At 66.8% G+C, this 13670-nt stretch carries 13 protein-coding genes and 1 riboswitch; of the genes, 9 read left to right on the plus strand and 4 right to left on the minus strand.

Going from position 1 to position 13670, the window contains the following annotated elements; translation table 11 throughout:
• Nucleotides 1-53: 53 nt before the first annotated feature.
• From ABSY19_RS05135 to ABSY19_RS05145, 3 genes are all read right to left on the minus strand, one after another.
• Nucleotides 54-1310 carry an Hsp70 family protein gene (locus tag ABSY19_RS05135; RefSeq protein WP_382159756.1) on the minus strand — a complete coding sequence of 419 codons (1257 nt, stop codon included), beginning with the start codon at nucleotides 1308-1310 and terminating at the stop codon, nucleotides 54-56.
• 113 nt (nucleotides 1311-1423) lie between these two features.
• Nucleotides 1424-2257 (minus strand): hypothetical protein, encoded by an 834-nt coding sequence (locus ABSY19_RS05140; protein ID WP_382159759.1) that lies wholly within the window; start codon nucleotides 2255-2257, stop codon nucleotides 1424-1426.
• Nucleotides 2258-2364: 107 nt separating this feature from the next.
• The gene (locus tag ABSY19_RS05145) at nucleotides 2365-3087 is read right to left on the minus strand and encodes a FadR/GntR family transcriptional regulator (protein WP_382159762.1); all 723 of its coding nucleotides are present in this window, start codon (nucleotides 3085-3087) and stop codon (nucleotides 2365-2367) included.
• Between the two features lie 186 nt (nucleotides 3088-3273).
• Here ABSY19_RS05145 and ABSY19_RS05150 point away from each other — a divergent pair, with 186 nt between their 5' ends.
• The 6 genes from ABSY19_RS05150 (at nucleotide 3274) to ABSY19_RS05175 (ending at nucleotide 10447) form a co-directional block, all read left to right on the plus strand.
• The gene (locus ABSY19_RS05150; protein WP_382159765.1) at nucleotides 3274-4260 is read left to right on the plus strand and encodes a tripartite tricarboxylate transporter substrate binding protein; all 987 of its coding nucleotides are present in this window, start codon (nucleotides 3274-3276) and stop codon (nucleotides 4258-4260) included.
• Nucleotides 4257-5237, plus strand: coding sequence for an ornithine cyclodeaminase family protein (locus ABSY19_RS05155; RefSeq protein WP_382159767.1), 981 nt, complete (start codon nucleotides 4257-4259; stop codon nucleotides 5235-5237). The genes ABSY19_RS05150 and ABSY19_RS05155 overlap by 4 nt, the downstream gene beginning before the upstream one ends.
• 27 nt (nucleotides 5238-5264) lie before the next feature.
• Entirely contained in the window at nucleotides 5265-6293 is a 1029-nt protein-coding gene (locus tag ABSY19_RS05160) for a dihydrodipicolinate synthase family protein (protein ID WP_382159770.1), read from the plus strand.
• Nucleotides 6294-6316: 23 nt separating this feature from the next.
• Nucleotides 6317-7765 carry an NAD-dependent succinate-semialdehyde dehydrogenase gene (locus tag ABSY19_RS05165; RefSeq protein ID WP_382159772.1) on the plus strand — a complete coding sequence of 483 codons (1449 nt, stop codon included), beginning with the start codon at nucleotides 6317-6319 and terminating at the stop codon, nucleotides 7763-7765.
• Between the two features lie 121 nt (nucleotides 7766-7886).
• On the plus strand, nucleotides 7887-8660 hold the full coding sequence (locus tag ABSY19_RS05170; protein WP_382159775.1) for a patatin-like phospholipase family protein: 774 nt from the start codon (nucleotides 7887-7889) through the stop codon (nucleotides 8658-8660).
• A gap of 68 nt (nucleotides 8661-8728) precedes the next feature.
• Nucleotides 8729-10447, plus strand: coding sequence for a hypothetical protein (locus tag ABSY19_RS05175; RefSeq protein WP_382159778.1), 1719 nt, complete (start codon nucleotides 8729-8731; stop codon nucleotides 10445-10447).
• Between the two features lie 21 nt (nucleotides 10448-10468).
• Here ABSY19_RS05175 and ABSY19_RS05180 read toward each other — a convergent pair whose 3' ends face one another.
• Nucleotides 10469-10897 carry an ankyrin repeat domain-containing protein gene (locus ABSY19_RS05180; RefSeq protein ID WP_382159781.1) on the minus strand — a complete coding sequence of 143 codons (429 nt, stop codon included), beginning with the start codon at nucleotides 10895-10897 and terminating at the stop codon, nucleotides 10469-10471.
• A 309-nt stretch (nucleotides 10898-11206) separates the two neighbouring features.
• On the opposite strand from ABSY19_RS05180, the gene ABSY19_RS05185 reads away from it, so the two are divergent.
• From ABSY19_RS05185 to ABSY19_RS05195, 3 genes are all read left to right on the plus strand, one after another.
• On the plus strand, nucleotides 11207-11536 hold the full coding sequence (locus tag ABSY19_RS05185) for a hypothetical protein (RefSeq protein WP_382159783.1): 330 nt from the start codon (nucleotides 11207-11209) through the stop codon (nucleotides 11534-11536).
• Nucleotides 11537-11643: 107 nt separating this feature from the next.
• A riboswitch (guanidine-I (ykkC/yxkD leader) is annotated at nucleotides 11644-11775 on the plus strand.
• A 68-nt stretch (nucleotides 11776-11843) separates the two neighbouring features.
• On the plus strand, nucleotides 11844-12698 hold the full coding sequence (locus tag ABSY19_RS05190) for an ABC transporter permease (RefSeq protein WP_382159786.1): 855 nt from the start codon (nucleotides 11844-11846) through the stop codon (nucleotides 12696-12698).
• 4 nt (nucleotides 12699-12702) lie between these two features.
• Nucleotides 12703-13557 carry an ABC transporter ATP-binding protein gene (locus tag ABSY19_RS05195; RefSeq protein ID WP_382159789.1) on the plus strand — a complete coding sequence of 285 codons (855 nt, stop codon included), beginning with the start codon at nucleotides 12703-12705 and terminating at the stop codon, nucleotides 13555-13557.
• Nucleotides 13558-13670 lie beyond the last annotated feature (113 nt).

The raw sequence follows: 13670 nt of genomic DNA on the forward strand, positions 1-13670 counted from the left end.
AACTAGACAAGGGGGCGCCGTCGGTGGTATTCGCGCAGCGCCCGCACGGGTGCTCACACCCGCGAGTACACCAGCCCCGAGGCCACGCCGCCGAACAGGTCGCCCTCCACCAGCGGCACCCCGGCGAACTCGGCCTGCAGCGCGAGCTGGAAAGGCCGCAGGGCCGACGAACCACCCGTGAGGTAGATCGCGTCCAGCGAGGCATCGCCCAGCCCGGCGCGCCGCACGCATTCGCGCGCGCATTGCACCGCGCGCGCCAGCAGCGCGTCCAGATGCCCTGCCATGTCGCTCGGCGCGAGTTCGGCAGCCAGGCCCGGCTCCACGCCCGACAGGTCCACCGTGGTCGGCGCGTCCTGCAGCGAGCAGCGGATCTTGGCCTGCTCCACCTCGTGCGCGATGCGGTGCCCATCGCGCTGCCGCAGCACGCGCATCAGGCGCTCGTGCAGACGCACGTCGGTGTAGTTCACGCGCAGCCCCTGCGCCTGGCTGAGCGCGCGCGGCAGGTACAGCCACTGGATCAGATGCCAGGTGGACAGGTCCATGAACACGCGGTTGGGCACTTCCCGGCCCTGCGGCCCGTGGTGCCGGTAGCCCAGCAGCGGCATCACGCGCGCCAGGCTCAGGCGCTGGTCGAAGTCCGTGCCGCCGATGTGCACGCCCGCCGTGGCCAGCACGTCGCCGCCGCGGTCGGCCCGCGCCATGCGCTGCGGGCCCAGGCGCACCACGGTGAAGTCCGACGTGCCCCCGCCCACGTCCACCACCAGCACCAGGCTCTCGCGCTCGAGGCGGCGCTCGTGGTCCAGCGCGGCGGCGATCGGCTCGAACTGGAACGACACGGCCTCGAAGCCCACGGCCAGCGCCGCCTCGTGCAGCGACTGCTGGGCCAACGCGTCGCGCGCGGGATCGTCGTCCACGAAGTGCACCGGCCGGCCCATCACCACGCGCGTGGGTTCGTGGCCCAGCGTGCGCGCGGCGCGCTCGCGCAGCTCGGCCAGGAAGATCTCCACGATCTGCTGGAAGCTCACCTGCTGGTGGTTCACCTCCGTGGATTCGTTCAGCAGCGGGCTGCCGAGCAGGCTCTTGAGCGAGCGCAGCAGGCGCCCTTCGGTGCCGCTGAGGTACTGCGCCACGGCATCGCGGCCGAAGTGCGTGTGGCGGTCTTCCACATTGAAGAACACCGCCGTGGGCAGGTTCGTGGCCTCGCCCTCCAGCGGCAGCAGGCGCGAGGCGCCGCCGGACGCGGCCCAGGAGACGGCGGAGTTGGACGTGCCGAAGTCGATGCCCAGCGTGCCGGGTGGCGAAGATGTCATGGAGAGGGAGGGGGAAAAAAAGAGGGCGGGGCCCGCGGGAACCATGCGCCGGCAAAGAGGCTGGATTCTGCCACCAGCCCCATTGCTTTCACGGCGCAGCGGTTTCCGATGCCCTACAGCGGTCCAAACCGGGGCGACGCGCTCTTTTTCTCTTCTTCGGCGATCTCGCTGGGGCCGATGCTGGAGTCGTGCATGGCGAGCAGTGAAATGTGAAAGGAATTGCCGTTGTGCCCCGCCTGGCTGATCGGCGTGATGGGCTGTCCGTTGTGGGGCTGGCCAAAGCTCCAGACCGTGCCGCTGTGGCTCATCGGCGAGATGCTCAATGGGGTCACCTCGCTCGGCGGTGTCGGATCGGACCCCAGGCTGTTCAGGTTCAGATAGGAAATGCGCGCCGCTTCGAAACTCTGGAGCAACTTCTTTTTCACCCCTTCTTCCGGGGCGCACGCGGCCACCCGCGCTTGGCCCTCCTCGTCCAACGACAGGCTGTACAAAGCCCCGAAGGCGGCCTCCTTCATCTCAACGGAAAGACCGCCCGCGGACAGCACCGTCAGACAAAACCTCAGCCGATCGTCGGTATCGGCGCTCAGGGCGGCGAGCAGGGCCCGTCTGAACGCCCTGCCAAACGCATCCGGCACCACGTGCTGGCTGCACAGCACGTTGGAGACGTAGCGGCAAGACAGGTTCAAGGAGGGCAAATCCTCCAGCGCACCGGCCAGCAAGGGGTCGTTCTGCGCCGCCTGGCGAATGCCGGTGGGCGCGTTGAGCACGTTGAAATGCTCCATGAAGCACAAGGCGGCCCATTGGGTCGCCCAATCGGCGGAGCGAAATGCTTGCAGCAAGGCGCCGTTGTCATTCACCACGAACGCGGTGCGGTTCATCTGAGACAACTTGAGGGGTGTCGAATCGAACGGCGTGGAAGGCGAGCGGATGGGGAGCGAGGAGATCATGCGGGATGGGGTCGGACCGAGGGACGCCCTCGGCGGGCAAACCGCTGCGACGTGAGCGGCCGATTTTTCAGTGGCCCCGCATGGCGGAAGGTTCGAAGGCGAGCGGATCAGATGCGCCAGAGCAGATTCAGCCGCGCCTGCGCCAGGTGGTCGAAGATCGCGCGGCGCGCGGTGTCCACGTCGCGCCGGCGCAGCGCCGCCACGATCTGACGGTGCTCCTTCTGCAGCACGGCGCGGCGCTCGGCGGTCAGCACCTTCTGCTTCAGAAAGCCCCACTCGCCGCTTTCACGGATCTCGGCCATCAGGCGGAACACGCTGATGAACAGCGCGTTCTGCGTGGCCAGGGCCAGTTGCTCGTGCAACTCGCTGTCGAGCTTTTCGAATTCGTCCAGCGTCTGCGCGGCCTCGGCGCGCGCGCAGCAATCCTCCAGCCGCTCGAAGTCGGCGGTGTTGGCGTTGTTCACGATGAGGTCCACCAGCATGGGCTCGAGCAGCAGCCGGGCGTCCATCAGCTCGGCCGGGCTCACCGACGGCACGGCGAGGAAACGCCCGGTGCCGGTGGCGCCGTCGGCCTTGCCGGTGGCGCCGCTGGGTTTTTCCGCCACGTAGGTGCCGCTGCCCACCTTCTGCGTGATCAGGCCTTGTTCGCGCAACTCGGCCAGCACACGCCGCAGCCCCGAGCGGCTCACGCCGAAGGTGGCGCACAGGTCGCGCTCGGTGGGCAGGCGGCTGCCGGGCGGCCAGCTGCCGCTCTGCAAGCCCTTGAGCAGCTCCATGCGCAGGGACTCCATGGAATCCGTCTTGATCTGCAAGGTGGCGGTGTTGGTCATGGCGCGCATTCTAGATTGGCTTCAATTGGTTTGAACCAATGGGGCGCATTTTGGCCTGAAACCTCGGGTAATCCCCGATCTTTGCGGCGCATGACCTCGTCTAAAGTTGAACCAAAGCAGATCATAAGAAACCAATTTGAACCAATTGGTGAGCAGCCTTTCCCTCAAAACCAGGAGACCAGCAGCATGAAGACCCAGGTTCTCGCGGCCGTCCTCGCGGCCGCCTCGTTCGTGGCGGCAAGCCCCGCCCACGCGGAGTACCCCGATCGGCCGATCAGCCTCATCGTGCCCTTCCCGCCCGGCGGCACGGCGGACAACATGGCGCGCGCCCTGCAGCCCGCCCTGCAGCGCGCGCTCAGGCAGACCGTGCTGGTGGTGAACAAGGCCGGCGCGGGCGGTGCCATCGGCGTGAGCCAGGTGGCCAACGCGCCGGCCGACGGCCACACCGTGCTGCTCTCGCTGCTGAGCGTGGCCAGCCTGCCCGAGCAGGCCGTGGTCAACAAGCAGAAGCCCCCGTTCACCCTCGACCAGCTCACGCCCGTGGCGTTGCTCAGCGCGGAGCCGGTGGCCATGGTCGTGCCCGAGGCCAGCCCCTACAAGAGCTTTCGCGAGCTGATCGCCACCGCCAAGGCCAGGCCCAACGCGCTCACCTTCGGCTCCACCGGTTTCTTTGGCGAGGTGCATGTGCGCTCCGAAGCCTTCGTGGACACCGCCGGCATCGACGCCCGCCACATTCCCTACCAGGGCGGCGGGCCACTGCTCAACGCGCTGATCGCCAACGAGGTGGACTTCGCCCTGCTCTCGCGCGCGCTCACCGCCACCCAGGTGAAAGCGGGCCGGCTGCGCTACCTCGCCACCGCCGGTGACGAGCCCTGGACCGAACCCGCCGGCCTGCCGCGCATGAAAGACCAGGGCGTCAACTTCGACACCGTGGCCGGCACGGCGGTGTTCATCCCCGCCGGCACGCCCGAGGCGGTGGAGCGCAAGCTGCGCCAGGCCGTCGAGGCTGCCGCGCAGGACGCCGAGTTCAAGCAGATGGTCACGCAGACCGGCGGCGCGGTGAAGTACGTGGCGGGCAGCGAGTTCGCCAGCTTCTGGTCGGGCTACGTGAAAGCCATCGCCGTCATCACGCGGCGCATTGCCCAGAGCGAAGCGCAAGGGAAGGCCCGATGACCCCCACGAACCCGGTGTTCATCGGCACGGAGGCCATTGAACGGCTCATGACCTGGGACGCGCTCATCCCCGCGCTGCGCGCGGCCTACGCCCAGCCTTACGACGAGCGCACCAGCCCGCCGCGCACCTTCGCCAAGGGGCCGGACGCCTCGCTGCGCGCGCTGGCGGCCGTGCCGCCGGGCCAGCGCTTCATGGGCGCCAAGGTGTTCGGCCGGGGGCGCAACAAGGGCATGAACTACCTCATCTCGCTGGCCGAACAGGACACCGGTGAAATCCGCGCGCTGATCGACGCGAACAAGATCACCGCCTTTCGCACCGCCGCCACCTCCGCCCTGTTCGTGGACGCGCTCGCCCCCAAGGCGCCGATGCGCCTGGGCGTGCTGGGCAGCGGTGCCGAAGCGCGCTCGCACGTGCAGGCCATGGCCTCGCTGCGCCCGGTGGAAAGCCTGCGCGTGTACAGCCCCACGCCGGCCAACCGCGAGAAATTCGCGAGCGACTTCTCCGCCGCGCTCGGCATCCGCTGCGAAACCGCCGCCACGCCGGCCGAGGCGCTGGACGGCGCCAGCGTGGCCATCGCGGCCGCGCGCTCGCACGACGAATCGCCCATCCTGCACGCCGACGCGCTTCAGCCCGGCATGCTGCTGGTCTCGGTGGGTTCCACGCTGCCGGTGCAGCGCGAGATCGACGTGAGCGTGATCGAACGATGCGACCTCATCGTGAGCGACATGCCCGACGAGGTGATCCACGAGTCCGGCGACATGCGCGCCGCCACCGCCGCCGGCATCGCCTTCGAGCACAAGATGCGCTCGCTCAACGCGCTGGTGCGCGGCGAGATCGAACCCGGGGCGCGCCTGCCCATGTTCAAGTCCGTCGGCTCCGCGCTGCAGGACATCGTGGCCGCCGAACTCATCTGCGAACGCGCCATCGCCGCCGGCCTGGCCATGACGCTGCCCATCCAGTTTTCCTACAAACAGTAAACAACCCCAACCAGGACCGACACCGACATGGCACTCTACCAACGACACGAAGCACGCGAATGGGCCCACGCACACCTCAAGGGCGTGGCCAACGTGGTCATCCCCTCCTTCACCGCCGACCTCAAGGGCCTGAACGAACAAGGCATCCGGCACGACATCCGCCACGAGATCGCGCTCGGCTTCTCGGGCACGCTGCTGGTCTCCGAAGTGGCGATGAGCCTGGCCGAGTACGAGCAGTTCTTCCAGTGGTCGAACGACGAGGCCAAGGGCAAGCTCCAGCTCATCCACCACGCCAGCTTCAACACGCTGGAGGAAAACATCGAAGCCGCGAAGATCGCCGAGCGCCAGGGCGCCGCGCTCATCCTGCTCTCGTACCCGGCCAACTTCTACGCCGCCACCTCGCAGGACATCTACGACTACACCAAAGCCTTCTGCGACGCCACCAGCCTGGGCGTGATGCTGTTCCAGGTGCCGCACTGGGGCTTTGACCGCGTGCACCCGTCGGACATCGACGCCGCCCTCATCCGCCGCCTGCTCGACGACTGCCCCAACATCTGCGCGCTCAAGGCCGAGGGCGGCATGCCCAGCATCATGGGCTGGGTGGAGGCCTACCGGCTGTTCAGCAAGGAAGTGGTGGTCACCATGCCGCTGGAGCAGTTCGCGCTCGCGCTCGGCCAGCTCGTGCCCATCCAGTTCATCGGCACCAGCGACACCGAGTACTACGGCGGCATGATCCCGCGCATCTTCAAGCTGATGCAGGAACACAAGTACGACGAGGCCACCGCGCTGTACTGGCAGATCAACCCGGCGCGCAAAGCCCGCGCCGCCGCCAATGCCTATTCGGCCCAGGCACAGTTCCTCAACCGCATGCTGTGGAAATACGAAGGCTGGCTCAATGGCTTCAACGGCGGCCCGCTGCGCCAGCCCACCATGCGCATCAACGAAGGCACCATGAACAGCCTGCGCCAGGCTCTGGTCAAATCGGGCATCACGCCGACGGACCTGCCCAACGGCGACTTCTTCACCGGCCGCCACCCGGTGGCCACGGTGAGCTGACCGGCCTTTTCAAGGAGACGCGCATGCACCAGCTTCCCCCCTGCCCCACGCAGCTCTACATCGACGGCGAATGGCGCACCCCCCACAGCGGCCGCAGCTTCGACGTGGTGGACCCCGCTACCGGTGAGGTGATCGCCCAGGTGGCCGACGGCGACCTGAACGACGGCCAGGCCGCCACCCACGCCGCCGCGGCCGCCCTGCCGGACTGGAGCGCCACGCCCCCGCGCACCCGCGCCGAGGTGCTGCGCAAGGTGCATGCGCTGATGATCGAACGCCTCGAACCCCTGGCGAAGATCATCACCCTGGAAAACGGCAAGCCCCTGGCCGACAGCCGCGCCGAGGTGCGCTACGCGGCCGAGTTCTTCCGCTGGTACTCCGAAGAAGCCTGCCGCAACCTGGGCAGCGTGAGCCACGCACCCGCCGGCGGTTACCGCATCCTCGTGCAGCACCAGCCCATCGGCGTGGTGGTGCTGGTGACGCCGTGGAACTTCCCCGCCGCCATGGGCACACGCAAGATCGCGCCCGCGCTCGCCGCCGGCTGCACCGTGCTCGTCAAACCCGCCGGCATGACGCCGCTGAGCATGCTCGCGCTGGCCGATTTGCTGGCCGAAGCCGGTGTGCCCAAGGGCGTGGTCAACATCGTGCCCACCACCAAGTCGGGCGCGCTGGTGGACATGTGGCTGCACGACCCGCGCGTGCGCCTGGTCTCGTTCACCGGCTCCACCGAGGTGGGCCAGAAACTCATCAAGGCCGCGGCCGACCAGGTGCTCAAGACACCGATGGAGCTCGGCGGCAACGCGCCCTTCCTGGTGCTCGACGGCGCCAACGTGAAAGACGCGGTGGACGGCGCCATGATCGCCAAGATGCGCAACATGGGCGAAGCCTGCACCGCCGCCAACCGCTTCTACGCGGGCGATGCGGTCTGCGACGCCTTCACCGCCGAATTCGTCAAACGCATGCAGGCCCTGCGCATCGGCCATGGGCTGGACGAAAACAACCAGGTCGGCAGCCTGGTGGACGAACCCACCCGCAAGAAGGTGGACGAGCTCGTGCAGGACGCCGTCTCGCGCGGCGCCAAGATCCTGTGCGGCGGCAAGAAGGTGCCCGGCCCCGGCCACTTCTACGAACCCACGGTGCTGGGCGACGTGCCGCTGGACGCGCGCATCCTGAAAGAGGAAGTGTTCGGCCCGGTCGCGCCCATCGTGCGTGTGAAGGGCGGCGTGGAAGCCATGGTGAAACACGCCAACGACACCGAGTACGGCCTCACCGCCTACCTCTACAGCGCCGACCTCGCGCAAGGCCTCAAGCTCGCCGAGCGCCTGGAGTTCGGCATGGTGGCGGTGAACCGGGGCTTGGTCTCCGACCCGGCCGCGCCGTTCGGCGGCGTGAAGCAGAGCGGCCTGGGCCGCGAAGGGGCGGCTGAGGGCATGCACGAGTACATGGAGACCAAGTACATCTCGGTGGCGTGGTGAACCCCGAAACGTCCTCAATATGGGGTAGACGAGACCCCTTCCAACCTATTGCGCCGGGTGGGCCGCCTCTTCACACTTTGGTTGTCTCGAACTACGGGCAGGCGCCGTCGCCTGATCAACCATGGTCAGAAGTGTCACCTCAGCGATCCTGTGGGGCCTTGTTGTGCTCATCAGCGGATGCGGCACCCATGCCCCCACCACCCGCGAATCCCGGGGCATCGCATTCCCGCTGAAGGGCTGCACGGACGAGCATCTGGCCGAGGCCGCCCGAAGGCTGCAGGCCCCCGTGGGTCCACCGCAGTTCGACGACAGCTGGGTTTGCGTGACCGACACGGCGGCTCAGACCAAGGAGCGCCAACGCACACCCCTATCTGGAAGCGAAAGCGTGCCAGCCGTGCGAGATGCCTCAAGCCCACCGGCGATCCAACAGGACCCATCGACCGCCACGCTGACACCTGAGGAGCGCGAATCACTGGCCCGCACCCTGCGGGAAGCCCGGCTGCGAACCGCGCTCGAACTGCCCTACGTGAATGCCACCCCGGACAGTGCGAACCTAGGCATCGCACTCTCGGGTGGTGGCAGCAAGGCGGCGGCCTTTGGCTCGGGCGTTCTCGCCGGCCTCGCCGACATCGATCAGCTCGACAGTGCGTCGTACATCAGCACAGTGTCCGGCGGCGGTTATGCGGCCTATTTCTACTACACCCACAAGATCTTTCCGCACCTGCGAAAGGACAGCCTGAGCGCAGTCAACTCCAAGGAGCTCTACCGCGACTGCGTGCGACTTCCTGGCCCGACCACGTCGGGCAAGCCTCAAAACGAAGACGACTACGAGGCGACGGCCCCCTTAAAGCACGCATCGAGGATGCGGGAGCCTGCAGCCGGTATGAACTGGTGACGCGTGGCACGAAAGACAAGCCACCACCACCCAACCACTATCAGGGGTTCGTCCGTTGCCAGCAGGACATGCTGAACCCGGGCAACTGCTCCATCGAAAGCACGACAGGGGACATCGGCCTTTCTGGAGCCATGGTCGTATCCACCTTGCTGACGGCCATTCCCAGCTACCTCTCCACCATCGTCTTTGACTGGGGCATTCCCACGTCACCCGCAGCACAAACCTATCGCACGGGCATCGGCCTGGCATATGGAGCCACGGTGAGGCGCCCTTCCAGTCTGGGGGAAATTCCCTACAAGGAAGGCTACATGCAGTTCGAATGCGATTCCCCGACAACAGGGTTTGCGCTGGATTGCACGCGCGGCCCAGGGCATCCCGCCCCCGTCCCACTGACCTTTGAGGAACTCCAGGAAATTTACCGAAGCGCCAGAACCGACCCCCAGCGTCGAGTCCCCTTCTGGATCATCAACGCCGTGGCACCACAGCAGCGCAGCTTCTTTGGCTGGTGGAACATCTCGCCCCCGAACACCAGCAGCAGCGACATCTTTGAGATGACGGCAGTGAGTCATGGGTCTGGTCGCTATGGCTACGTGTCGGCGTCGCCCTCGCTTCACAAATTGACGGTGCTCGATGCCGTGGGCGCCGCAGCGGCTTTCCTGGACCCCAACCAGAATGCCGTGGGCTCGTCATCCGTCATGCGCGGCCTGTTGGGGATAGGCATGCGCCTGGGCAACGTTGACTGGGGCATCGACATCTCCAACTACAACGTGACCGATGCCCGAAGAACATTGCATACAACGATGCCCTTCCCCTTCTTCGATGCGCCCATCTCCAAACACATCCTGCACGGAGGGCAGCCCGAGGAAGACAAGGAGCGCGTCGGGTCCGTCTTCATCCGTCTGATCGATGGCGGGAATGGCGAAAACCTCGGTGCCAATGCGCTGCTCAAGCGCGGCGCGCGCAACATCGTGATCTCCGATGCGGCCCAGGACGAGCTCGGCAACTTTGCCGACGTCTGCGAATTGCGCCGACGCCTCTCGCACTTGCCTGGCAGCAACTCGGAGACCGGTGGCCGGTTCGCGAAGCATTTGTACCTACCTGGCCTGCCTGGGTTTTCCAGTCACTGCGACACCCTGCGAACGGCCGATCCCCCAAAGGGCTACGGCGTGCACCACTGGCCGTTTGATTTCCCTGTGCTCGTGGGCTGCGTTCGAAAGCAGAAGATGGAGGAGGGAGGGGCCTCCTGCGACAACCTCGATACGACAACCCAAAACGGCCAGCCCGACGCCAGGCTGTTCATCGTGAAGCCTGCCATCAACGTAGCCCATGTGCGGGCTCAGCAAGTCTGGCACGTCCAGAACTCCGGAAATGAAACGCGCGTCCAGATGAGAGACTGCATCCTGCCCTCCGAAAGGGTGACGGCTGCCGTTGCGAGCCAGCGGATGTTGAACTGCGATTCGGCTCTGTTCTTCATCAGCAACTGGGAAGGCAAGCTGGGAGACTGCCAGCGATTCCCTCAGCACAGCACCGTTCTGGCCACCGCGAACTCATCCAACAGCATCTACGCCGCCTACCGAGAACTCGGACGTCAATACGTGCACCGCCTGGAGCCGATGCTCAAGCAGGCCGCACAAGGCCCGAATGGAGGGAGGGAAATCTACGAACGCCTCGCACACGAGCAATTCAAGCAAGCGCAGGACTTCAAACCACAGACACTGCCGTGTGACAAGACACAGCACACACGCACGCAATCGAAAACTGCGATCCTCGGTGCCAGCAATCCTTGAGGAGCAAGCCAAGGGTCCGGGTTAGCTCTTCTTCGCGATCCGGTCCCAGTCCTTCAGCGTCTGAGCCAGGCGGTTCTTCGCATCCGCATGGCTCTTGTTGAACACGCTCGCAAGCCGCTTCTTCAGCGCCTCGTCGGCCGGCGGCGCGCCCAGCGCCTTGAGCCGATCGATCACCAGCATCACGGTCTGGAAGTTGCCCGAGTGGATGGCCATGTACAGCGGCGTGCGCCCCGCCACGCTCACCTCGCCGTCCGCCGCGTCCAGCACATCGGCACCGCGCTCCAGCATGTGTTTCACCAGCCCGGCCTTGCCTTCCGAGCAGGCCCAGTGCAGGGGCACAAGGCCACCTTCCAGCCGGGCGTTGAAGTCGGCATCGGGCGCCAACAGCAGCTCGGGCGCGAGCGGCCAGCCGGAGGCCTTGATCATCTGCTGGGTTTTCCAATCGCTCATGGCTGGGGCTGCTGCCGGGTGGTGGTGGGGTGTGCGAGTGTACGCACCGGCTGCGCGCATGGGAAATGCAGGGGCTCATGCGCCGTGGCGGCAGAACCGCGTGGCTATACTGCCCCGCTCACGCCAAAACCGCGTGATCGGAGTTGACGTTCCGCTTCCCTCGCTACAAGGCCCGCCGGCTTCGCGCGGCGTGGGACTGGCACGTCAACCTGTTCGGGCCGCTGCCCCAACTCCACAAGAGAGGGGGCGGCGGTGTGTCAAACACACGACCGGGAGGCCGACATGGTCACCAAAGCCAAAAAATCTCCAATGGATTTTCGCGCGCCGCGCAAGCGCAGCGCTTCCCTCACCTTTTCCCACGACGCGTCGCACCGGGTTCGCGTGCTCACCCAAAGGGCATCGACCCAGATCGGCCAGCTGCGCCAGCTGATGCCGCTTTACCAACGCACCGAACGCATCCTCATGCCCGAAGGCCTCAAACGCATGCGCGACACCTCGGGCATTCCGGCCGCGCAACTGGAAGCGGGCGCGATGCTGTACGCGCTCAACCACGAGCTGGTGCTGTTCATGAACGGGCTCACGGACACCGTCGCGTCGCTGCAGGCCTATGTGGAGGACGCCTCAGGGTCGGACGACTGACACAGGATCTCCGGTGGCCTGGGGCTGAAACGTCGATCGGCGGCTGGCACAGCAGTTGCTAACACCTGAGCCAGAGAGGCGCTGTGCCCTGCACCGCACACGCCAGCCTAGAAGACCGCTAGGGTTCCGGGCGCCGCGCAGTTGACCACCAACTGAAAGACAGACACGCGGCGCTGTCTGGTCCGAGAGCGGTCGGCCACGATCGTGTGGCTCCACGGAGGGACAAAAGCCCGGGAGACGCTGCTGCGCGCAACGAAGCGCAAGCACGACGCCTCTCCGCTTTTGTGTCCCCCGTTCAGGAGCCTGCATGTCTTCCTCGCCACCCGCCATCGAGATCCGCGCGCCGCAAGCCGGCGCCCGGCGCCGCCGCGCCCACAGCCTCTGGACGGTGCGCGCGCCCATCGCCCGGCGCACCTATTGGGTGCTTGCGCTCATCGGTCTGTTCACCCCTTTGGTGCTTTGGGCCGGGCTGGCGGCCTTCGGCGGGCTGGACCCGGTGTTCCTCCCCGCCCCGCTGCAGGTGCTGACCAAGACCTGGACCTGGCTCACCGAGACCGGCCTGCTCGATGACATGGGCATCAGCGTCTACCGCGTGGTCACGGGCTTTCTGCTCTCGGCGGTGATCGCGCTGCCGCTGGGTCTGTTCATCGGCTCGTACCGCGCGGTTCAGGCGCTGCTGGAGCCGCTGACGGATTTCATCCGCTACATGCCGGCGGTGGCCTTCATTCCGCTGGTGATGCTGTGGGTGGGCATTGGCGAGGGCTCCAAGATCGCCATCATCTTCATCGGCACCTTCTTCCAGATGGTGCTGATGGTGGCCGAGGACGTGCGCCGCGTGCCGGCCGCGCAGGTGGAGGCCGCGCAGACCATGGGCGCGAACCGCTCGGAGCTGATCGAGAAGGTGATCTTCCCCAGCGCCAAGCCGGCCCTGCTGGACACGCTGCGCATCACCATGGGCTGGGCCTGGACCTACCTGGTGGTGGCCGAGCTGGTGGCCGCGAACTCGGGCCTGGGCTACGCGATCCTGCGCGCGCAGCGCTTCCTGCAGACGGACACGATCTTCGCCGGGATCATCGTCATCGGCCTCATCGGCCTGGTGACGGACCAGCTCTTTCGCCTCGCGCACCGCCGCGCCTTCCCCTGGCTTTACCTGAAGGGCTGATGCGATGAGCACCCCACACCCCCACACCCACCCCGTGCCCAAGATCGCGATCCGCGATGTGTTCAAGCGCTTCGACGGCGCGCCGGTGAACGCGCTCGAAGGCATCAACCTGGACATCCGCGCCAACGAGTTCGTCACCTTCGTGGGCGCCTCGGGCTGCGGCAAGTCCACCCTGCTGCGCACCATCGGCGGGCTGGAGGTGCAGAGCAGCGGCGACCTGCTGGTGGACGGCCAGGCCGTGACCGGCCCCGGCATCGACCGCGCCATGGTGTTCCAGCACTACAGCCTGTACCCCTGGATGACGGTGTGCCAGAACATCAAGTTCTGCCGCCAGCTGCAGGCGCACACCGAGGGCCGCACCTCGTCGGACGTGGAGGCGGCCGACGGCCGGGCCGACGCGCTGTTGCGCCTGATGGGCCTGGAGGCGATGGGCCACGCCTGGCCCAACCAGCTCTCGGGCGGCATGCAGCAGCGCGTGGCGATCGCGCGCGCGCTGATGGGCCGGCCCGACATCGTGCTGATGGACGAACCCTTCGGCGCGCTGGACGCGCAGACGCGCGAGGTGATGCACGACCTGATCCGCTACGTGCACAAGCTGGAGAAAGCCACCATCGTGTTCGTGACGCACGACGTGGAAGAGGCCCTGTACCTGGGCGCTCGCGTGGTGCTGATGGCGCCGCGCCCGGGGCGCATCGACACCATCTACGAGGTGCCCTTCGGCGACCAGCGCACGCAGGACCTGAAGCACGCCCCCGAGTTCGTGCGCCTCAAGCGCGACATCCTGGACCGCATCCGCGAGACCTCCGGCATGAAGACCGACCTGGAGCAGCTCCAGCGCATGACCGGTCACACCGCCTGAACCGATGGGAGACCCACACTTGAACCACACCCTCAACGACCACCCGGTGGACGCCCCCGCGTTCTGGCAAGGCTTTCCCGCCCCCGCGCTCGCGGGGGTGGACACCCGCCAGC

Source organism: Hydrogenophaga sp. ANAO-22, from assembly GCF_042466645.1.
GTDB lineage: Bacteria > Pseudomonadota > Gammaproteobacteria > Burkholderiales > Burkholderiaceae_C > Hydrogenophaga.